The following is a 19,917-nucleotide window of genomic DNA, read 5'->3' as shown; positions in this document are numbered from 1 at the left end:
TACGACCAAAGCCGCTGTGCTGATGGAAACACCTAAACCTCAATGGCCTTGCCCCACTCTGCTATAAAGGCTACCTTGCCGCGTTCCCGCAAAGCCTGTCCCAGAGCCTGCAGCTTATCCACCTCACCATGCACCAGCGCCACCCGATGCTCGCTGCCTAGCCAGTCAATCAGTTCATCGCGACCCGCGTGGCCCGAAAAGCCGCCCAGGGTATGGGTTTTGGCTCGTACCCGCACAGTTTCCCCCAGAATACGCACCGATTCGGCACCATTAATTAGCAGTTCGCCCAAGCCGCCTCTGGGTTGGTAACCTGTGATAATTACCGCGTTTTTTTCGTCGGGCAAGCCTTGTCGTAGGTGGTGCAGAATGCGCCCTCCGGAAAGCATCCCATTGCCGGCAATTATGATTAGGGGGCCCTGCATGAGATTGAGGGCCTTGGACTCTTCTACGCTGTGTGTGTATTCAAGGCGTTTGGGGCGGAATGGATCGAGGCCGTGTGAATAAATGTGCTGAACCTCAGTGCTGAAAAAGTCGCGCACTTTAGGGTAAATCTCGCTTATTTTGGAGGCCATGGGCGAGTCCACAAACACCGGTACGATGGGTATTGCCTCTCGCTGCTCGAGTTCGCGAATATAAAACAAAACCTCTTGGGTGCGCTCGAGGGCAAATGAGGGTATGAACACCTTGCCCCCGCGGCCTAGCACATCGCTCAGGATTTCAGCAAACTCTTCCAGGGTTGCAGAAAAAGGACGATGCGACCGGTCTCCGTAGGTTCCTTCGCATAGCACTAAATCGACCTGGGCCGGGTAGTCGGGATCTGTGAGCACATCCTTGCGTCGGTGGCCCAAATCACCGCTAAAGATCAGTGATTTACCTCCGGCCTCGAGCTGAATAAAAGCGCTGCCCGGCAGATGCCCCGCATCGCGCAAGCGATAGCGAAAGGGGCCCAGGCTTTGCGTCTGATAGTAGGTAACTTCTTCTAGGCGGCTATACAGCTCGGCTAGGTCAGTCTCATTCCAGGGTAAGGGCGGCGCTTCGCGACCTTTGCGTTCCAGCCGCTCACGTTCTTCCTGCATGAGCTTCAGGGCATCTTCAAGAATCACTGGCAGTATAAGCCGGGTTGGCTCAGTAACATATACAGGCCCCGCATACCCCTGTCGTATCAGTAGAGGCAAGCGCCCAATATGGTCGTTGTGGGCGTGCGTGATCAGCACCGCATGAAGGCTTTTTGGATTAAAACCAAAAGGCTCTTGGTTACGCTCTTCAGCTGCGCCTTGGTACGAACCGCAATCCAACAACAAACGATAGTCCTGGTGTTCCACCAAGTGGCAGCTGCCAGTCACAGTCTGAGCCGCACCAAAGGGGATTATCCGCATGCGTGTACTGTACCAGACTTTGCACCCGCTGCCATTTGCTCAATCGAATCTGGCTTTTGGCTTATCGCTGGGCTTTTGTTTGGCTTGACAGCCCTCCGTCCGTGGTGTAACCTTACGACTTGGACGAGGTTCAATCCCTTTGTCCAGGCTGCCATCGGAAGAACAGCAAGCCGGGCCACCCTAGCTCAACTGGTAGAGCACCCGACTTGTAATCGGAAGGTTGTCGGTTCAATTCCGATGGGTGGCTCCACAAGGGCAGGTGGCCGAGTGGTTAAAGGCGACAGACTGTAAATCTGTTCTCTTCGGAGTACGGTGGTTCGAATCCACCCCTGCCCACCAAGCACCCTTCGGGTGTGTCCATAGCAGATAGCTGTTAGCTAAAAGCTACAAGCCGTCCGCTATAGGCGGCGCGGAAGCGCCCAACGCGGGAATAGCTCAGTTGGTAGAGCATCTGCTTCCCAAGCAGAGGGTCGCGGGTTCGAGTCCCGTTTCCCGCTCCATAAGCGCTTCTTGCGCGAATACTTCGGTGCTCGGGTAGCTCAGCTGGTAGAGCACACCCTTGGTAAGGGTGAGGTCGTCGGTTCAAGCCCGATCCCGAGCTCCAAACCCACACCGCCCGTCCACCGCTGCGGGCGGTGTGTTCCTGAAAGGGAAAACACTTTAGCGGAAGCCAAAAAGGAGGCACCACACATGGCGAAAGGCGTATTTGAGCGCACCAAACCCCACGTAAACGTGGGCACCATCGGACACGTAGACCACGGCAAGACCACTTTGACGGCGGCGATTACCTTTGTAGCGGCGGCGGCCAACCCCAGCGTGGAGGTGCAGGCCTACGACCAGATCGACAAAGCTCCTGAGGAGAAGGCCCGCGGGATTACCATCAACACCGCCCACGTGGAGTACGAGACCGAGAAACGGCACTACTCCCATGTGGACTGCCCCGGCCACGCCGACTACGTCAAGAACATGATCACCGGCGCGGCTCAGATGGACGGGGCCATCCTGGTGGTCTCGGGCACCGACGGCCCTATGCCCCAGACCCGCGAGCACATCCTGCTCTCGCGCCAGGTGGGGGTGCCTTACATCATCGTCTTCCTGAACAAGATCGACATGGTGGACGACCCCGAACTGTTGGATCTGGTGGAGATGGAGATTCGCGACCTGCTGAACCAGTACGAGTTCCCCGGCGACGACACCCCCATCATCCGCGGCTCGGGCCTGAAGGCGCTGGAGCACATGATGGCCCACCCCAAGACCCAGCGGGGTGAGAACGAGTGGGTGGATAAGATCTGGGAGCTGCTGGACGCCATTGACTCCTACATCCCCACCCCCCAGCGGGACGTGGACAAGCCCTTCCTGATGCCAGTGGAAGACGTGTTCACCATCACCGGGCGCGGTACGGTGGCCACGGGCCGGATTGAGCGCGGGAAGATCAAAACCGGTGAGGAAGTGGAGATTGTGGGGCTGCGGGAGACCCAGAAGACCGTGGTAACCGGGGTGGAGATGCACCGCAAAACCCTCAACGAGGGTATTGCCGGGGACAACGTGGGTCTGCTCTTGCGGGGCGTGGGCCGGGAAGACATCGAGCGGGGTCAGGTGCTGGCCAAGCCGGGCAGCGTCACCCCCCACACCAAGTTCGAGGCCTCGGTGTACATCCTGAAGAAGGAGGAAGGTGGCCGGCACACTGGGTTCTTCACCAACTACCGCCCGCAGTTCTACTTCCGCACCACCGACGTGACCGGAGTGGTGGAGCTGCCCAAAGGCGTGGAGATGGTCATGCCCGGTGACAACATCACCTTCACCGTCGAACTCATCAAGCCCATCGCCATGGAGGAAGGTCTGCGCTTCGCCATCCGTGAAGGTGGTCGCACCGTGGGTGCCGGTGTGGTGGCTAAGATCATCGAGTAACGTGGTAAACTAATAGCTTACTGGCCCGGTCAGGCCCACGTGGCCCTGGCTGGGCCGAAGGTTGAAAGAGGATCAAGATGGCGAGTGACGTACGAATCAAGCTGCTTTTAGAATGCACTGAGTGCAAGCGGCGCAACTACGCGACGGAAAAAAACCGCCGCAATACCACCGCTAAGCTCGAGCTCAAGAAGTTCTGCCCTTGGTGCAATAAGCACCTGCCCCATAAGGAAGTAAAGGTCTAAGGCGGACGTATGGCCCAAGAGCAGAATGCCGCCCCTCGGCGCCCGCTTGGTGCGCGGATTATCAACTACTTCCGCGAGGCCCGGGCCGAGCTGTCCCGTGTCACTTGGCCTAGTCGCCAGGAGGTTATCGAGTCCACCCAGGTCATTTTGGTGTTTGCCACGGTAGCGATGGTTGTGCTGGGCCTGATTGACACCATCTTCCGCTTCATTACGGTACGTCTACCCTAGTACATTGGTGCGAGCTATGAGCATTGAATGGTACGCCGTCCACACCTATGTTGGCCACGAGGAAAAGGTCAAACAGAACCTCGAGCAACGGGTGAAGGCCCTCGGTATGCAAGACAAGATCTTTCAGGTCTTAATTCCAACCGAGGAGGTAGTAGAACACCGCGATGGGGGTAAGAAGGAAGTGGTGCGCCGTAAGCTTTATCCCGGCTACATCTACGTGCTGGTGGACTTAGGTGACACCCCTGGAGAGGTGAACGAAGCCTGGGAAGTAGTACGCAACACCCCTGGCGTTACCGGTTTTGTCGGCACAGCCACCCATCCAGTACCTCTTACTCCAGATGAAGTACAGCACCTACTAGAAATTGCCGGTCTGGCAGGGAAAAAAGAAGCCCCCAAACCTCAGGTTACCTTCAAGGAGGGCGATGTGGTGCGGGTAGTTTCGGGCCCCTTTGCCGACTTCACCGGCGTGGTGAGCGAGGTCAACCTCGAGCGTCAAAAGGTCAAGGTGCTGGTATCCATCTTCGGGCGCGAAACCCCAGTCGAGCTGGAGTTTTCGCAGGTAGTTCGCGCATAACGCGAACACTAGATAGCCAGTGGCTTATCGCGGATAGTGAGTAATGCTTCTATCCGCTGTGAGCGGCGCGAAAGCGCCAAGGCGATACCACCACGAAGTTCGTGGGAGCCATACCCGCAGCTTGCGGGACAATACAAAGGAGGAAGATAAATGAAAAAGATTACTGCTGTGGTTAAGTTGCAGCTTCCGGCTGGCAAGGCCACACCTGCACCCCCAGTAGGCCCGGCGCTGGGTCAGCACGGCGCCAATATCATGGAGTTTGTCAAGCAATTCAACGCGGTCAGCGCGAATATGGGCGACGCCATCGTGCCTGTCGAGATCACCATCTTCTCCGATCGCTCGTTTACTTTTATCACCAAAACCCCACCCGCCTCGTACCTGATTCGCAAAGCTGCCGGTATCGAGAAGGGCTCAGGCAAGAGCGGACGTGAAAAGGTAGGTACGCTCACCTGGGAGCAGTGCCTTCAGATTGCCAAGCAAAAAATGCCAGATATGAACGCCCTAGACGTGGAAGCAGCTGCTCGCCAGATTGCAGGTTCTGCCCGCTCGATGGGCGTAGAAGTGACGGGGGTGCCCAATGCCTAAGCACGGTAAGCGCTATCGGGCTTTGCTGGAAAAAGTAGATCTGAGCAAAGTGTATACGGTCGAAGAAGCTGCTGCCCTGATACCCCAAATCAAGAGCGCCAAGTTTGACGAGACCGTCGAGGTGCACGTCAAGCTGGGGATTGATCCTAAGAAATCTGATCAAAACGTACGTTCTACCGTGGCTTTGCCGCATGGGACAGGGCGCACAGTGCGCGTGCTGGCAATTGCCAAAGGTGAGAAAATTGCCGAGGCGCAAGCTGCCGGTGCCGACATTGCTGCTGGTGAGGAAATTATTCAGGAAATCCTGGATGGCCGCTCCGACTTCGATGCGGTGGTCGCTACCCCCGACGTGATGGGCGCGGTCGGTTCGAAGCTCGGGCGGATTCTGGGCCCTAAAGGCATGCTGCCCAACCCCAAAGCCGGTACGGTCGGTTTCAATATCGGCGATATGGTGCGCGAAATCAAGGCCGGCCGTATCGAGTTTCGCAACGACAAAACCGGCGTGGTACACGGCCCCGTAGGTAAGGCCAGCTTTGCCCCTGAGAAAATTGCAGAAAACGTCCGGGCTTTTATCAAGGCTGTTGAGAGCGCCAAGCCCGACAGTGCCAAGGGTACTTATCTGCGCTCCATCTACCTCACCACGACCATGGGGCCCAGTATCAAGGTAAGCACCAGCGCCGCCCATCAGTCGTAGCAGAGCCTGGCTTCGTCAAAGCTCCCTGCAAAGGGAGCTTTTCTATTGCACGAGCTTGCAAAGGCCCGAGGGGGTTGTAGGCTTTCCTAAAGCCTACTATCTTTGTGAGGTCAGTATGCGCCTAAAGCAACACCTTTCCTTTTCGCTGCAACATGGAGACCTATGACCCCGGTACAGGCCTTAACCCTTAGCCTTGTAGTAGCAGGTGGCGTATTTGGTCTGAAGTGGCTGGCCTATATACTCACTGGCTCGGTAGCCCTGTACTCCGATGCGCTGGAATCCATAGTCAACATTGTGGCAGCCGGAACCGCTTTGATTGCGGTGCTGGTTTCACGCCGTCCTGCTGACAGCAATCACCCATACGGGCACACCAAAGCCGAATATTTTTCGGCAGTGCTGGAGGGAGTATTGATTGTACTGGCCGCTTTGACTATCGTGCGCGAGGCCTGGCCCAGGCTGCTCGCACCACAGCCCATCGAGGGGTTGGGCGCGGGGTTATTGGTTTCCTTGGGAGCTTCGGGAATTAACACCGCACTGGGCTGGTTTTTAATCCGCAGTGGGCACAAGGCTCGTTCACCTGCTGTTGTGGCGGATGGGCGGCACATCCTGGCTGATGTGCTGACTTCAGTTGGAGTATTGCTGGGAATAGGGCTGGCTTGGCTAAGCGGCTGGTGGGTGCTGGATGCCTTGCTGGCCATTGCCGTAGCAATCAACATTTTGTGGGTAGGTTGGCGGCTGGTGCGCGACTCTGTAGGGGGCCTGATGGACGAGTCAGTTTCTGAAGCCGAGTTGGCCGAGATTCACAGCACCTTAAACTACGCCCTCGAGGGTCTGGCAACCGAAGGCAAGGTACTCGAGATCCACGACCTGCGCACCCGGCGAGCTGGGCCGCGCACTTTTGTGGAATTTCATCTGGTTGTACCGGGGCAGACCTCGGTGGAGCAGGCCCATCAGATTTGCGACCGGCTCGAGAACGCCTTGCAAGCCAGCCTAGATGGAGTAACCACTACCATTCATGTGGAGCCCGACCACAAGGCCAAACACTCGACATTTAGAATCGGTTAACTATCGCGTCTGCGTTAAACGCAAAGCAAGCCTGGGCGTTCTGATCGGTAATCTGCTCCATCTGCTCGAGGTCTAGGCCTCGAATCTCGGCCAGCTTGGCCAGAGTAAACCTGGCAAGGGCTGGGTGGTTCCGCTTACCACGGTAGGGCTCGGGAGGCAAAAAAGGCGCATCGGTTTCGATAAGCAAGCGCTCGAGTGGAATTTGCTTAGCCGCCTCGCGCAGGGCTACATTCTTTTTGTAGGTCAGCGGCCCAGCAAAGCCAAAGTAGGCCCCCAGCGCAAGACCCACCTCGATTAGCTTAGGATGACCTGCAAACGCGTGCAGAACAAACCTCGAGGGACGGTTATATAGCAACCACGCTGCCAGTTCCTGCTCGGCCAGATCGTCTTGCTTGCTACGCACGTGAAAAATAAGCGGCAACTCCAGCGAGGCCGCCAGCTGGTGTTGAAAATCCAAGGCTCGATACTGGGCCTGGCGGGTCTCGGGTGTCCAGTAAAAATCCAGACCGGTTTCGCCGATAGCCCGTACCTTTGGGTGCTGGGCCAGGTGTTGCAGGTCGGCCTCGAGTTCCGGTGAAAGAAGCTGGGCCTCGGTAGGGTGCAATCCCACAGCAGCCCAGATGTGGGGATGAGCCTCGGCCAGGGCCAGTGTATTGCGGTTGCGTACAGGGTTGGTACCGATGGTTAGGATGGCTTTAAAATCCATCGAGGCCTCGATAGCGGCCTGGGTTTCCTGGGGCTCCATGAAGTCTAGGTGGCAGTGGGTATCGGTCATGCTGAGTCTCGCCGGAGTCCAGTTTACGTCCTGAGCTACAGCCACCCAAGCCGTTGCCTGGCTACACTAAATCTATGCGCTTATGGTTGATGGTTCTATTGCTGGGTCTTACCGGTTGTCTCCCGTCCCTGCAGGGCGTAGATCCCAACCGCTTACCCACAGCCGACAACTGGGGCCCCAATAACACACCCTTGGAGTGGTGGTATGTTTCCGGCTATCTACCCGAGGAGGGGCTGGCCTTCCACTGGGCCTTCTTCAAGGCCTATGCTCCGCAAAACTGGCAAATTGGCCTGATAAACCCTGCGATATTTTTTCCCGGCCCCTATCATGCTACGCACCTGGCCGTGACCGACCTCCGCACCAATCAAAAACTCTTTGAAGAGCGCTTCGATTTCCGCACCGACCGGCCCCAAGGCGATAGCCTCGTGCGGTTTCCGCCCCTGCGGCTCGAGCAAGGCGAATGGAAGCTGGTGCAAGAAGGCTCAGGCTACCACCTGTCAGCCGGGCCCATCCAGGTACGCCTAACCCCGCTCAAACCCGCTGTAGTTCATCCACCGGGTTACTCCGGCACGGCTGAAACCGGCCATATGTATTACGTGTCCTTTACCCGCATGGCCCTCGAGGGTGTCATCGCTGGCCGGGCCGTGCGCGGTGAAGCCTGGATGGATCATCAGTGGGGCGATCAGATCGGGAGCCAGAGTGGCAACCCTACAGGCTTGGGGGCCTTGTGGGACTGGTTTGGTCTGCACCTTTCCAACGGGGTAGATTTGATGCTCTACCGTGTCAAGAATGCCAGAGGGGAGGTTGTCCAGCTTGCAGCGACCGCAATTGACACCCAGGGAAAGGTGCAGGCGCTCCACAACCTTCGGATGATTCCCCTAGAAAGCTGGGTCTCGTCCAGCGCACGCAGCTATAGTCTAGTCTGGCAGGTGGAGGCCGAGGGCCTAAGCCTTCGCCTCGAGCCCCTTCGCAAAGATCAGGAATTGCTGACCTCCTCGACCCGCGTAGCCTACTGGGAAGGCCCGGTGATAGGCAGCGGTACCTGGCAGGGGCAGGGGGTTTTGGCCAAAGGCATGGGCGAGTTTGTAGCCGGCCCCTACGATCCTCCGGATAGTCCTTTTGGACCCTTTCTTGTGCCAGGACGCTAGGGCAAAAACCCCCCAGCGGTGGCTGGGGGGTTGAAAGCAAAAAGAAGTTACTTGAGTTCGACCTTGGCGCCGGCGTCCTCGAGCTGCTTTTTGATCTTCTCGGCTTCGTCTTTGGACACGCCTTCCTTGACGACGCCGCCCTGCTCGGCCAGATCCTTGGCTTCTTTGAGACCCAGGCCGGTGATGGCGCGGAGCTCCTTAATGACGTTGAGCTTCTGAGCGCCAGCATCCTTGAGCACCACATCAAACTCGGTCTTCTCTTCGGCAGCAGGAGCAGCCGCAGCAGCAGCGCCCGGCATAGCCACAGCAACCGGAGCAGCAGCGGTTACACCCCACTCTTCTTTCAGTTCGTCGATGAGTTGCTTGAGTTCCAGCACAGTTGCGCCAGAAAGTTGAGCCTTGATCGAAGCGATATCCAGAGCCATTTTGTATCCTCCTGTTGGCCTATGCGGCCTCTAGTTTCTGAACCTGGGCATCCAAGATGCCGACGAATTCCTGAGCCTTTGCCCCCAGCACAGCCACGAAGTTGGACATCGTGGCCGATAGCACGCCGACGAGTTCGGCTTGCAGTTCCTTCTGACTGGGAAGGTCGGCCAGGGCCTCTACCTGCTTGCCCGTTAGGGCCTGTCCCGAGAGCACACCCGCTTTAAGAACAGGAATGCCTTTATCGTTCGTCTTGGCGAACTCCTTGAGGGCTTTTGCCACTGCAGCGGGATCAGAGAAAACTACCACCGCTGAGGGACCATTCAGGCCCTCGAGCTCTGGTAGCCCCAGGTCGCTTATAGCTTTGCGGATGAGGGTATTTTTGGCGACGATCATCTCGCCACCTTTTTCCCGTATCACCTTGCGAAGCTTCCCGGTTGGGCCCGCCTCGAGCCCTTGGTAGTTCACCACGAAGAACGAGCCTGCCGTACCTTTCAGGGTAGCGGTGAGCGCCTCGAGGTGTTCGATGTTGCGCTTGCTAGGCAAAGTTCCTCCTGGTAGGGGCATTGCGTGCGACGGCATAGCCGCCAGGGCCACAAGCCGCCGGCATCAACCCCCGTTGGACTTGGGACTAGGGAAATCCCAGCGCTGTACCACGAAAACGCTTCCCTACGAGCGCCTCGGCGACATGATTAAGGCTTCTGAGCCCGTCGCTGTCTTTGGCTGCCTTCGCGGTCATACGACCGAGGAAGGACACCAAGCAGGGAGTATACAAAAGAACCGGGCTCATTACAAGATGGATGGCCGATCTGCTGACCTGTACCAAGCAACACAATAGCCTCTCCCCCACCATTGGAGGTTCTTAGTTGTGATAGCTACAACCCAGACTGATAGAATGATGGTCAATGAACGATGTCTGGGATGTGCTCAGTGAACCCTTCGCTCCCGAAGAATTGCAGTGGCGGGTGGAGGCCCTATCCAAAGATAAGCGAAGAGCCCTGATTACACCTTTTGTGCGCCACAGCGCCGTGCTGGAGCGCCTCGACGAGGTAGCTGGCATACAGGGCTGGCAAGATAGCTACGAAGTGGTTCAGATTCCAGCTCGGGCAGACGGTTTTTATGCGGTCAAGTGCAGGCTTACCATAATGGACGTTGCCAAAGAGGATGTGGGCGTGGGGAATAGCCTCAAAGCGGCTTTCGCCGACGCATTGGTGCGGGCGGCAGCCAAGTTTGGCATTGGCCGCTATCCACGGCAATGGGTTGACTACGACCCCGTCGGCGAAAAGTTTGTTCCACCCCAGCTCGATGGCATGGGCGAAGATTATCAGCAGCCCGACCTCGAGGTTCAGCCATCCCAGCCTGCCCCTCCCCCCATCAGCGAGGCCAAGCCCGAGCCACAGGAGCTTATCGATCGCTTAATTGAGCGTCTTAGACAGGCTGGTCTGGGCAAGCAGGCTGCGCTAATCGTGATGAAGTATGGGGGGTATGGCAAACATCCCGAGGAAACCCGTAAACTTTACGGCGAGCTGCGGGCTTTGCTAAAAGGTCAGGCCTCTTGAGCAAAGGATAGCTGTGATAAAAGTTATTGCCATCGGAGATTTGCACGCCGACTTTCCCAAGCTGTGGCGGGCTTTGAGGAATTCCTATGCTGTGGGAGAGGATTGGCTACCATCCGACCCCCTGCGGCGCGGCACTTACCGCGTGGTTTTGATGGGTGATCTGGTGCACCCAAAGCTCCTGGCTGACTATCGCCGTCTAACTGGCCTCGAGGACTACGACCCCAACAATCCCGACCACCTACGGATAGCCGCCAAAGCGCAAATTCGCGAGCTGATGCGCATCAAGCGCTTTCAAGAAGCTGCACCTGACCATATCACCATTCTGATGGGCAATCATGACCATGCTGCTATTACCGGCGATATGGTGCTGGGCAACGCACACCTCGAGCACAAAGAATTTCATCCAGAACTAGGCGGCGTGGAGCTTCCCGAGGAGTTAAAAAACTGGATAAAAACCTTTCCCGCCCAAATTAATCTCCACGGGGTCAATTTTGCCCATGTGGGGCCTGTGCCTTGGCTACAAACCTACGATGAAATGTTTTACAACGGGCGTGAGGCCAAGGAGTGGTGGCTCAACAACGCCGACTATGTCGAACGCATGGGCTATCGCTTTGGCGTATATGGCCATACCGTGATGAAAAACGGCATTCTGATAAAGGATAAGCTGGCCCTAATTGACGCACTCGACCACAATCAGTATCTGGAGCTGATTCTTGACGAAGACAGATTGGATTGGGAGATAGTTGAAATTCCTCCGGTGGGTTCTAGCATTTTCTAGCCGTCAAACCAGCGGTATCGCTTCTCTACTTGCCCAACCCCCACGCCTACTACCTAAGGCCCACACTGTGAACCTCACATCACCCAAGGTTGTTCGAGCGCTACTCGACCGCTATGGCCTTAGAGCCGATAAGCGGTTCGGGCAGAATTTCCTAGTCGAACGGAGTTATTTGCAAAAAATTGTAGATACTGTCGGACTACAACCCGGCGAAACGGTCTATGAGGTGGGGCCGGGCTTGGGAACCCTAACCCGTGCCCTGGCCGAGGCTGGGGCAAACGTAGTTAGCATCGAGATGGATCGTCGGCTCGAGGCCGTCTATGCCGAAACCCTAGCCGGCCTGCCCGTGCAAATTATCTGGGGTGACGCGCTTGCCTTCGACTGGGCCAGTCTAACACCGCAAAGCTTGTTTGCAGGCAATTTGCCCTATAATATTGCCACACCACTCATCACCAAACTGCTGCTTTCGGGCCGATTTCGCCGGATTGTAGCGCTCGTGCAGAAAGAAGTGGCGCTGCGTATGGTAGCCAGACCCAGAACACCCGCCTACGGCCTGCTTTCCGTACGGGTGCAGTATCATGCGCGGGCTCGCCGGGTAGTGGATCTGCCCCCCGGTGCCTTCTTTCCTCCACCCAAGGTTACAAGTTCGGTGGTCTGCCTGGAACCAAACCAAAGGCCTGACCACCCAGGCCTCTTTCGTCTGGTTGAGGCTGCATTTGCCCAGCGTCGCAAAACGCTGATGAATGCACTCAAGGCTGCGGGCTACACGCCAGAACGGGTGGCACAGGCCTTGGAAGCGCTCCGTCTTCCTTTAGATGTGCGCGGCGAGGCCCTGGAATTACAACAATTCGAGAGGCTTGCAGAGCGAGTCATCGACAATCCTTCTCACCCTACCTCCTAAGTGCGAGCCTGCTCGAGGCCGACAAAGCGCCCCAGGCAATAAAAGATTCGGTTGGATCATCGATGACCCAACCGAACCTGGTATGCACATCCCTTTATTTCTTCAAAGCGTCGCGAATTTCCCGCAAAAGCACAATCTCTTCCGGCGGGCCTGCGGGAGCCGCTTCTGGCTCTTTTTTCCTGGACATCTCTTGCAGTTTGTTCATGGGTGTGACCACGAAGAAGTACAGCGCAAAGGCCACCATCAAGAAACTCACCAGGGCGTTGATAAACTTCCCAATATTTATGGCCCCCAGCTTGAGGCTCGAGAAGTCTGGAGCCCCAAATATCATACCGATTAAGGGGGTGATAATATCCGCAACCAACGAGTTGACAATAGCTCCGAAGGCACCCCCAATAATCACACCTACAGCCAGGTCGATCACATTCCCACGAAAAATAAACTTTTTGAACCCTTCCAACATATCATTCTCCTTGTTATACAACCGTCTACAGAAGAGCGCGGCAATTTAGCACTGGTTTTGCTCTTCTGTTAGGAGACTATATCAATTATATGAATGTCGTGTGCAAATCTGGTTTCACAGGTTGTCATTCGGCAGGTGCTGTGGGCTCGAGGTTTTTGCACCCTACAGCCATCTGATAAACCTGCTCATACTGGCTGGTGATTCGTTCTGGGTTGAAGTGGGTCTGGGCGTAGCTTCGGGCTGAAGCACGCATCTGCTCGAGGCCGGGCGATGTAAGCACCTCCACCACCGCTTGAGCAAAAGCTTCCAGGTCGCCAAACGGTACCAGACGGCCCACCTCGGGGGTAAGCCACTCGGGCACGCCGCCCACGCGGGTCGCTACCACCGGAACCCCACAGGCCAGGGCCTCGAGGCCCGACTGACCAAACCCCTCGTACTCCGAGGCCAGCAGGAACACATCAGCCGCCCCAATGATCTCCTCGGGGTTTTTGGCCGTAGCCAGCGAGGTCACACAATCGTCTACCCCCAGGTTATGGGCAATCGAAAGGGCCTCGGCCCGCTCCGGCCCGCTGCCCACCAAGACCAGCCGGGCCTTAAGCTTCTGGCGAATTTTAGCGAAAACATGCACGATATCGCCCACGCGCTTGACCGCCCGGAAGTTGGAGGCGTGCACCAGCAGAAACTCGTCCTGGGCTGCATAGAAGCGCCTAGCCTGGGGGTTGGGCCGGAAGCGCTCGGTGTCTACGGCGTTGTAGATGACCTGCGGGCTTACCCCAAAAGTGCGCTGGGCCTGCTGGGCCAGGTTCTGGGAAACGGCGGTGACGGCGGCGGCTTTTTGCAGGGCCCGGGCGGTAAGGGTCTGGTAGGCGGGGTCTATGCCCAGAAGGGTGACGTCGGTGCCGTGCAGAGTATGCACCAGGGGAATGCGGCCCTCGGCGGCCAGCTCGGCGGCTACCGCGTGGGGGATGGCGTAGTGGGTGTGAATCAGCTCCAGGCCCTCCTCCCGGATGGCCCGCTCGAGCGCCCCCGCCAGCGCCAGGGTGTAGAGGGGTGCGGGGAACACCGGATAATTGGGTACGTCCACCGCAGCAAACTGCACCGGACTCCCTTCCGGTAGACGCATGGGCAGCTCGGTAGCAAACAGATACACCCGATGCCCCCGGCGGGCCAGCCGGTCGGCCAGCTCCGAGGCCACAATGCCGCTCCCGCCCAGGCCCGGATAGCACACCATCCCGATTCGCATGGCCTTAGCCTAAAGAATCCGCCCCGCCTGCATTGGTGCTGGGTTCACGGTTGCACCCAGCCATCGGGCCATACTTGACGGGCAGCCCACGAGTTCCGACAATCGGGGGGTGAAGGCCTTTAAGCCCCATTTACAGGGACTGCCCAGCTACCCCTACAAAAAGGTAGATGCGCCCATCAAGCTCGACCAGAACGAGAGCCCCTACGACCTGCCCGCCGAACTCAAGCAGCGGGTTCTGGCGCGTTTGCAGGGCCTGGATTTCAATCGGTATCCGCACCTCCACGCCGAGGACGTGCGGGAAAAGCTGGCCGACTGGCTGAGCTGGCCCATGGAGGGGCTAGTGGTTGCACCGGGCTCCAACCTGCTCATTCAAGCCCTGGTACAGGCCTCCAACCATGTGCTGGATACCGCCCCTTCGTTTCCGCACTATGCATTCTCCGCCAAAATTTCGGCCACGCCTTACCAAGCAATTCCGCTCGAGGGCGGCTTCTCCCTGCCGACAGAGGCTCTGCTCGAGGCCATGGACACCCCTCCGGGCGTGCTGTTTCTGCCCAACCCCCACGCCCCCACGGCCCGGCTGTTTGCCGAAGCGGACATCCAACTTCTGGCCGACAAAGCCGCCCGGACGGGCTGGTTGCTGGTCATAGACGAGGCCTACCACCAGTTTTCGGGTACGGATTATGCGCCGCTGGCTCGAGCCAACCCCAGCGTAGCCCTTCTGCGCACCTTCTCCAAGGCCTGGGGCCTGGGGGGGATTCGGGCCGGCTACCTGCTGGCCTCGCCGGAGGTGTGCAACGTGGTACAGAACTTTGTTCCGCCTTTTGGCCTGCCGGCCCACACCGCCCAGATTCTCCTGACGGTGCTGGAGGCACCCGGCTATGTCCAGGGGATTGTGCAGACCCTGGTAGCCGAGCGGGAAAAGCTCTTCCGGGCTCTGCAAAAGCACCCCACCTGGCGGGTGTACGAAAGCCAGACCAACTTCCTTCTGATCCGCACCCCCGATGCGGCGGCGGCCTACCAGGGGCTGCTACGCCAGGGCATCCTGGTGCGGCGGCAGGATCACTATCCGGGCCTCGAGGGCTGCATCCGGGTCTCGGTGGGCGCGCCCCAGGAGAACCAGCGCTTCCTGGAAGCCGCCTTTTCCCTGGCCGAGGTGCCCCATGCGTAGCGCTACCATCGAACGCAACACCGCCGAGACCCAGATCCGCCTCAGCCTGAACCTCGATGCACCCTCGAGCGGAGAGATCTCGACCGGGCTGGGCTTTCTGGATCACATGCTTCTGGCTTTGCAGCGGCACGGGCGCTTGGGGCTCGAGGTCAAAGCCACGGGCGACCTGGCCGTGGACGTGCACCACCTGGTGGAAGATGTGGGCATCGTGCTGGGGATGGCCCTGCGGCAAGCCGTGGGGGAGGGCCGGGGTATCGAACGCTACGGCGAGGCCAGCGTGCCCATGGACGAAACCCTGGTGCAGGTGGTGCTGGATCTGTCCGGGCGCAGCCACCTGGCCTTTGTGCCCGAGGAACTGGGCATCGAAGGGAGCGCCGGGGGCCTCAATGCCTACCACCTGCGGGAGTTTTTGCGCGGGCTTTGCAACCATGCGGGGCTCACCCTGCACGTGCGGCTTTTGGCTGGCCGGGAAGCCCACCACGTGCTCGAGGCCACCTTCAAAGCCCTGGCCCGGGCCCTCTACCAAGCCACCCGCCTCACCCGGCCCGACCTGCCCAGCACCAAGGAAGTGCTGTAGCGCCATGAAGACCCTCCTGATTGACTACGGCTCGGGCAACCTGCACAGCGCCGCCAAGGCCCTGCAAGCCACGGGCTACCGGGTCACGGTCTCGGACGACCCCCGCCAGGTAGTAGGGCACGACCTGCTGGTGCTGCCGGGACAGGGCCATTTTGGGCAGGTCATGCGCTCGTTTCAGGCCTCCGGCTTCGAGGAAGGGGTGCGGGCGCACATTGCCTTGGGCAAGCCTTTTTTGGGCATCTGTGTGGGGATGCAAATCCTGTTCGAAAGCTCCGAAGAAGCCCCCCAAACCGCCGGGCTGGGCCTGGTGCGGGGCCGGCTGGCCCGCTTCCAGGCCGCACGGGTGCCGCAGATGGGGTGGAACACGGTGGAGTACAGCGCCCACTTCCAGCACCTATCGGGCCGCTACTTCTACTTTGTGCACTCCTACTTTGCCCCGCTGGTGGAGGGGAGCGTGGGCGTCACCGACTACAGCGGAACCTGCTTTACCGCGCTTTATGCCCAGGGTAACGTGGTAGCTCCCCAATTCCACCCAGAAAAGAGCGGGGCTGTGGGTTTGGCTTTGCTCGAGGCCATCCGGCGGTATTTCGCTTCCCGGCTGTAGCCTAGGGCTGCCGCTCGACCTTGCAGGCGTTTGTGCCTAGGGTGGGGTTGCTGCTCTTTTCCAGATAGAGGTCGGTGAGCTTGTTCTGCTTGCACTCGTTGCCCTGGGCCCGGCCCCCCGCATTGCCCACGAAGAAAATCCCGTGTTCGCCGTTGTTTTGCAGGAGGTTGCGCTCGAGGATGACCTGCACATTGTCGCGGGCTAAAATGCCGCTATAACCGCTGAATTCAATCGTATTTTGTTGAGCTGATACTACAGCCTCTTTGCTGGCGGCTAGCCCAAACTCGGCGTTGCCGCGAACGAGGTTGTTAATAGCCAGCACACGGGCTTTCTCGCTAACGCCGATGCCGTTGGTTGCGTTCTTCTCGATTAGGTTATTGCGAATGACGCTTGTGGCCAGACCCACACACAAAATGCCGGCCTCCTTGTTGCTCAGGATGTCGTTGTTTTCCAGGGTCACCTGGGCCTGGTCTCGAGCCAGCACGCCGCTAAAGGTATTTTGTTGAATGGAGTTCTCTCTGGCTGTCGCGCTGGCAGCATCCGCCACATACAAGCCAAACTCGCCGTTCATTTGGAGGTCGCTGTTTTCCAGGGTTAGCTGGCTACGGTCAAACAGCTCTATGCCGCTGGCTTCGTTCTGCTCGAATAGGGTGTTATCTACCTGTCCGGCGCTACCGTCGTATAAGGATAGGCCGCTTCCAACATTCTCTGAAAGATCGCTGTCCTTGATTACAACCTGGCTCTTATCCAACACGGCCACGCCCTCGAGTTCGTTGCTCCACACCACGCTTTTGTTGAGCGTCAGCTTACTATCGTTCCAGACAATGATGCCCGAACCACCCTGCTTGTTGGCCGCATCCCGCACGGCCCCACTAACAGCTACATCGGTTAGGATGACCTCGCCCTCCTGAATATAGACCACGTAGGCCTGGGCCTTGCCCTGATACTCAAATGCAAGGCCGGTTGCGCTGGACTTACCGCCTCCGCGAAAGCTGACCACATACCCCTCTGCCGTAGAAGTGATCACCGTTTGAGTGCTTCCTGCTCCAACCAGCTCGACAGGGTTATTGAGGGTCAGCGGCCGGGTAAGCCGATAGATGCCCGCGCGCAACGCCACCCGCCCGCCCCGCTGGGCCTGGGCCACAAAGGCCTGGACTTCGCTTGCCGGCACTTCAGGCAATGACTGAGTAAAAGCCAGACCAATAAACAAGAGCCCTGCTGCCACTATGCGCCTCATTTGTCACCCCTCTTGTGCAACCCACGTATATACCAGCGCGGTGCTTGTTGCTGTGGTTGTGTGGTTGAGCACTGCAGATACGAGTCTACAAGCAGGGCAGACTCGAGCGCGTGATGCATAAACCTCGGCGATGAGAACAAAAGTCGTCGAGGCCAAAAGTACCGGCAAAGCCCCAGGCTGGGCGGCTAAAGCCTACCGGGCCTGCAAAAGGTCTTCCTCGGTGATAAGGCGACCCTGCCCACCAATGGCAGTGGCAGCCAGTGATCCAGCCAGATTGCCGAGGCGGGCGGCCACAAAGGGGTCTTTGCCCTGCAGGATGGCATGAGCAAAGGTGGCAGTAAAAGCATCACCCGAGCCGGTGGTGTCCACGACTTCCTCGAGGGGATAGGGTTCGATGAGCTCTTGTCGGGTGGGGGTAATCACGATAGAGCCCATAGCCCCAACCTTGACCACCACCGTCTCGAGGCCCCAGTCTTTCAGTGCAGCAACCCCATCGCTAATGGAGGAAGTATCTGTTAGAGCTAGCAGCTCCACCTGGTTCATCAGCAGGTAAGGAACCCCACGCAGGATACCCAACAGCTCTTTTCCGGCTGCCCGTACCGCACCAGTACCCAGGTCGACAAAAATGGGTAGCTCGCGCTTGCGCGCAGCATCCAGGGCGTTAATGGCGTACTGTCGCTGGGGCCCACCCACAAACCCGTAAGCCGAGAAAACCACCGCATCAACCTGATCGAGCATCTTGGGCTTAAACTCGGCGGCATCCAGATAGCGGCTGGCGCCCCCCGCCGAAATCATGGAGCGTTCGCCGCCAGGTATTAGCAGAATCAGGATTGAAGAGGTGGTCTGCTCCGGGTCGGTTTGTAGGTATTTGAGGTCAACCTTAACTTTTTCGAGTTGCGACAGAGCTACGCTGCGAAAGGGATCATCGCCCACCCGGCTGGCCAGATAAACTTTGTTGCCCAGACTAGCCAGGTGTGCCGCCAAAGTGCCCCCTGCGCCCCCTGGCCTCATGAGGGCGCGCTGAGCCGGAATCTCCTCACCTGGCTCGGGGATTCGCTCGAGGAAGTAGATTAGGTCAACCGATACGTCTCCTACGACAAAAAATCGCATCCCGGCCTCCCAGCCTTGTATCTCCACTTACAGGATTTACCACAGTCTAACGGTATCCTGAGCTGATGTGTAGTAGGCTACTCCAAACCTATGAGAAATCTCTAACAAGCCAGGAGATTGGCTGCACAAAACTTCTCACCAATACTGAACTGATGCCACCAAAAGCCTCAGCCGTTCCTCACCAGCAGACTGTTTCTTGGGTGAACAGACCGGCACAAGCTACCCCCACTCCGGAGCTGCTCGCTCAAACGTGGCCTCGCAGGCTTCGCTAGTAAGGTCGCGCAAATAAGACTTTTCTCAAACTCTTACTGAGTAATATGTTACTGCTCTATGCCGCTCTGGGAAACCTGCGGCATGGAGCCAGCTACCGTGAGATGGGCTAAACTCTTGTTTGGGAGTTAGTTAATTGAAAAGCCTAATGGCAAATCTCGTTCAATTGTTACACGATCTGGGAGGCGGTAGGTTGTGAGCAGCGCCTTATTGCGTCGGGTGTTGTTAGCTGGATTATTGGTAATCGGTATCCTTCTAGCCACCGTCACCCGACAGTCGGCTCCAACCTTGCCGGGGGAGTTTGCTGCGAGCATTGCACCCATTTTTGGGTTTTCCTTTCGTCTGGGCCAAAACGCCAGAGCCAGCCTGGCCGCCATTTTTGACCGGCGCGACCTGCGGGCCGAACAGCGCCGCATGCAAGCCGAGTTGCAGCAGTTGCGCCAAGAAAACCAGCGCCTAATCCTGGAGAACCGTCGATTACAGGCCACGCTGCGGGTGCAGGCTGTTCAGGGCCTAGGGGTAGTTGCAGTAGCACCCGTCATTGACGATGATCCCTCGGGGCTATACCGCAGGCTTTTTTTGGGAGCCGGCTCGAGCCAGGGGCTCCGGGTTGGTATGCCGGTCACAACTGCCAGTGGGCTGGTAGGGGTTATCACCGAGGTTACGCCCAACCAGGCTGTTGTTCGCACCATCCTGGATCCCGAGTCGAGGGTGGGAGTCCGGCTGGCAAATGCGCCCGGTCGGGGGGTTGCCTATGGTGCACCACCCCGAATGCTACGGGTTGAAATTGCACCGGAGGCGAGCGTCAAGCCCGGCGATAAGGTGGTTTCAGGTGCTATACAGGGGCTTTATCCTGCTGGGATTACGGTGGGCACTGTCGAGCAGGTGCTTCCGGTAGCCCCAGGCGCTCTAAAGAAAGTTTTGCTGGTGCGCCCTGCTGTCCAGCTTTCGCTGCTCGAGGAAGTACAGGTGTTGCGACCACTATGACTAAT

General features: G+C 58.1%; 23 protein-coding genes and 4 tRNA genes. 19 read left to right on the top strand and 8 right to left on the bottom strand.

The window, feature by feature from the left end; translation table 11 throughout:
• Window positions 1-32 precede the first annotated feature (32 nt).
• Window positions 33-1,376 carry an MBL fold metallo-hydrolase gene (locus Q0X18_RS04510; protein WP_297559144.1) on the bottom strand — a complete coding sequence of 448 codons (1,344 nt, stop codon included), beginning with the start codon at window positions 1,374-1,376 and terminating at the stop codon, window positions 33-35.
• A gap of 174 nt (window positions 1,377-1,550) precedes the next feature.
• On the opposite strand from Q0X18_RS04510, the gene Q0X18_RS04505 reads away from it, so the two are divergent.
• From Q0X18_RS04505 to Q0X18_RS04455, 11 genes are all read left to right on the top strand, one after another.
• Window positions 1,551-1,626, top strand: a tRNA-Thr gene (locus tag Q0X18_RS04505).
• A 3-nt stretch (window positions 1,627-1,629) separates the two neighbouring features.
• Window positions 1,630-1,715: transfer RNA gene (locus Q0X18_RS04500), tRNA-Tyr, on the top strand.
• Between the two features lie 85 nt (window positions 1,716-1,800).
• A tRNA-Gly gene (locus Q0X18_RS04495) sits at window positions 1,801-1,876 on the top strand.
• Between the two features lie 28 nt (window positions 1,877-1,904).
• Window positions 1,905-1,980, top strand: a tRNA-Thr gene (locus Q0X18_RS04490).
• 86 nt (window positions 1,981-2,066) lie between these two features.
• Entirely contained in the window at window positions 2,067-3,284 is a 1,218-nt protein-coding gene (gene tuf / locus Q0X18_RS04485) for an elongation factor Tu (protein WP_297559142.1), read from the top strand.
• Between the two features lie 77 nt (window positions 3,285-3,361).
• Window positions 3,362-3,526 (top strand): 50S ribosomal protein L33, encoded by a 165-nt coding sequence (gene rpmG / locus Q0X18_RS04480; protein ID WP_013013465.1) that lies wholly within the window; start codon window positions 3,362-3,364, stop codon window positions 3,524-3,526.
• 9 nt (window positions 3,527-3,535) lie between these two features.
• Window positions 3,536-3,754 carry a preprotein translocase subunit SecE gene (gene secE, locus Q0X18_RS04475; RefSeq protein ID WP_297559138.1) on the top strand — a complete coding sequence of 73 codons (219 nt, stop codon included), beginning with the start codon at window positions 3,536-3,538 and terminating at the stop codon, window positions 3,752-3,754.
• A 16-nt stretch (window positions 3,755-3,770) separates the two neighbouring features.
• Window positions 3,771-4,328, top strand: a complete 558-nt coding sequence (gene nusG / locus Q0X18_RS04470; protein ID WP_297559132.1) for a transcription termination/antitermination protein NusG — start codon at window positions 3,771-3,773, stop codon at window positions 4,326-4,328.
• Between the two features lie 150 nt (window positions 4,329-4,478).
• Entirely contained in the window at window positions 4,479-4,913 is a 435-nt protein-coding gene (rplK, locus tag Q0X18_RS04465; RefSeq protein ID WP_297559130.1) for a 50S ribosomal protein L11, read from the top strand.
• Window positions 4,906-5,607 carry a 50S ribosomal protein L1 gene (rplA, locus tag Q0X18_RS04460; protein ID WP_297559128.1) on the top strand — a complete coding sequence of 234 codons (702 nt, stop codon included), beginning with the start codon at window positions 4,906-4,908 and terminating at the stop codon, window positions 5,605-5,607. The genes rplK and rplA overlap by 8 nt, the downstream gene beginning before the upstream one ends.
• Before the next feature lie 162 nt (window positions 5,608-5,769).
• On the top strand, window positions 5,770-6,672 hold the full coding sequence (locus Q0X18_RS04455; protein WP_297559125.1) for a cation diffusion facilitator family transporter: 903 nt from the start codon (window positions 5,770-5,772) through the stop codon (window positions 6,670-6,672).
• Here Q0X18_RS04455 and Q0X18_RS04450 read toward each other — a convergent pair.
• Window positions 6,659-7,447 carry a TatD family hydrolase gene (locus tag Q0X18_RS04450; protein WP_297559123.1) on the bottom strand — a complete coding sequence of 263 codons (789 nt, stop codon included), beginning with the start codon at window positions 7,445-7,447 and terminating at the stop codon, window positions 6,659-6,661. The two genes, Q0X18_RS04455 and Q0X18_RS04450, sit on opposite strands and share 14 nt — an antisense overlap.
• A 74-nt stretch (window positions 7,448-7,521) precedes the next feature.
• Between Q0X18_RS04450 and Q0X18_RS04445 the strand changes: the two genes are divergently transcribed.
• Complete coding sequence (locus tag Q0X18_RS04445) at window positions 7,522-8,595, top strand: lipocalin-like domain-containing protein (RefSeq protein ID WP_297559121.1); 1,074 nt, start codon at window positions 7,522-7,524, stop codon at window positions 8,593-8,595.
• 47 nt (window positions 8,596-8,642) lie between these two features.
• On the opposite strand, the gene rplL is transcribed toward Q0X18_RS04445, so the two are convergent.
• The gene (gene rplL, locus Q0X18_RS04440) at window positions 8,643-9,020 is read right to left on the bottom strand and encodes a 50S ribosomal protein L7/L12 (protein ID WP_297559119.1); all 378 of its coding nucleotides are present in this window, start codon (window positions 9,018-9,020) and stop codon (window positions 8,643-8,645) included.
• A gap of 19 nt (window positions 9,021-9,039) precedes the next feature.
• Window positions 9,040-9,564 (bottom strand): 50S ribosomal protein L10, encoded by a 525-nt coding sequence (rplJ, locus tag Q0X18_RS04435; RefSeq protein ID WP_297559117.1) that lies wholly within the window; start codon window positions 9,562-9,564, stop codon window positions 9,040-9,042.
• Between the two features lie 359 nt (window positions 9,565-9,923).
• Here rplJ and Q0X18_RS04430 point away from each other — a divergent pair, with 359 nt between their 5' ends.
• The 3 genes from Q0X18_RS04430 to rsmA all read left to right on the top strand — a co-directional run bounded on the left by Q0X18_RS04430 (window position 9,924) and on the right by rsmA (window position 12,253).
• Window positions 9,924-10,577 carry a Rad52/Rad22 family DNA repair protein gene (locus Q0X18_RS04430; RefSeq protein ID WP_297559111.1) on the top strand — a complete coding sequence of 218 codons (654 nt, stop codon included), beginning with the start codon at window positions 9,924-9,926 and terminating at the stop codon, window positions 10,575-10,577.
• A gap of 16 nt (window positions 10,578-10,593) precedes the next feature.
• The gene (locus Q0X18_RS04425; RefSeq protein ID WP_297562982.1) at window positions 10,594-11,355 is read left to right on the top strand and encodes a metallophosphoesterase; all 762 of its coding nucleotides are present in this window, start codon (window positions 10,594-10,596) and stop codon (window positions 11,353-11,355) included.
• Window positions 11,356-11,422: 67 nt separating this feature from the next.
• Window positions 11,423-12,253, top strand: coding sequence for a 16S rRNA (adenine(1518)-N(6)/adenine(1519)-N(6))-dimethyltransferase RsmA (gene rsmA, locus Q0X18_RS04420; protein ID WP_297559109.1), 831 nt, complete (start codon window positions 11,423-11,425; stop codon window positions 12,251-12,253).
• 94 nt (window positions 12,254-12,347) lie between these two features.
• On the opposite strand, the gene mscL is transcribed toward rsmA, so the two are convergent.
• Together mscL and bshA are read right to left on the bottom strand one after the other, a co-directional pair.
• On the bottom strand, window positions 12,348-12,716 hold the full coding sequence (mscL, locus tag Q0X18_RS04415; RefSeq protein WP_297562980.1) for a large conductance mechanosensitive channel protein MscL: 369 nt from the start codon (window positions 12,714-12,716) through the stop codon (window positions 12,348-12,350).
• Between the two features lie 124 nt (window positions 12,717-12,840).
• Window positions 12,841-13,959 carry an N-acetyl-alpha-D-glucosaminyl L-malate synthase BshA gene (gene bshA / locus Q0X18_RS04410; protein ID WP_297559106.1) on the bottom strand — a complete coding sequence of 373 codons (1,119 nt, stop codon included), beginning with the start codon at window positions 13,957-13,959 and terminating at the stop codon, window positions 12,841-12,843.
• 109 nt (window positions 13,960-14,068) lie between these two features.
• Here bshA and Q0X18_RS04405 point away from each other — a divergent pair, with 109 nt between their 5' ends.
• From Q0X18_RS04405 to hisH, 3 genes are read left to right on the top strand one after another with little or no spacing between them, the layout of a single operon-like run.
• On the top strand, window positions 14,069-15,127 hold the full coding sequence (locus Q0X18_RS04405; protein ID WP_297559104.1) for a histidinol-phosphate transaminase: 1,059 nt from the start codon (window positions 14,069-14,071) through the stop codon (window positions 15,125-15,127).
• The gene (gene hisB / locus Q0X18_RS04400) at window positions 15,120-15,704 is read left to right on the top strand and encodes an imidazoleglycerol-phosphate dehydratase HisB (RefSeq protein WP_297559102.1); all 585 of its coding nucleotides are present in this window, start codon (window positions 15,120-15,122) and stop codon (window positions 15,702-15,704) included. The genes Q0X18_RS04405 and hisB overlap by 8 nt, the downstream gene beginning before the upstream one ends.
• Window positions 15,705-15,708: 4 nt before the next feature.
• Window positions 15,709-16,308 carry an imidazole glycerol phosphate synthase subunit HisH gene (hisH, locus tag Q0X18_RS04395; protein ID WP_297559100.1) on the top strand — a complete coding sequence of 200 codons (600 nt, stop codon included), beginning with the start codon at window positions 15,709-15,711 and terminating at the stop codon, window positions 16,306-16,308.
• A 1-nt stretch (window position 16,309) separates the two neighbouring features.
• Here the strand turns inward: hisH and Q0X18_RS04390 are convergent, their stop codons facing one another.
• Window positions 16,310-17,545, bottom strand: a complete 1,236-nt coding sequence (locus tag Q0X18_RS04390; RefSeq protein ID WP_297559098.1) for a right-handed parallel beta-helix repeat-containing protein — start codon at window positions 17,543-17,545, stop codon at window positions 16,310-16,312.
• Between the two features lie 192 nt (window positions 17,546-17,737).
• Window positions 17,738-18,655, bottom strand: coding sequence for a carbohydrate kinase family protein (locus Q0X18_RS04385; RefSeq protein ID WP_297559094.1), 918 nt, complete (start codon window positions 18,653-18,655; stop codon window positions 17,738-17,740).
• 465 nt (window positions 18,656-19,120) lie between these two features.
• Between Q0X18_RS04385 and mreC the strand changes: the two genes are divergently transcribed.
• Complete coding sequence (gene mreC, locus Q0X18_RS04380; RefSeq protein WP_297559092.1) at window positions 19,121-19,912, top strand: rod shape-determining protein MreC; 792 nt, start codon at window positions 19,121-19,123, stop codon at window positions 19,910-19,912.
• Window positions 19,913-19,917: the final 5 nt, after the last annotated feature.

The organism is Meiothermus sp., assembly GCF_026004075.1.
Lineage (GTDB): Bacteria > Deinococcota > Deinococci > Deinococcales > Thermaceae > Meiothermus.
The sequence above is the reverse complement of the archived record's forward strand: the minus strand, read 5'-3'. Positions and strand labels throughout refer to the sequence as shown.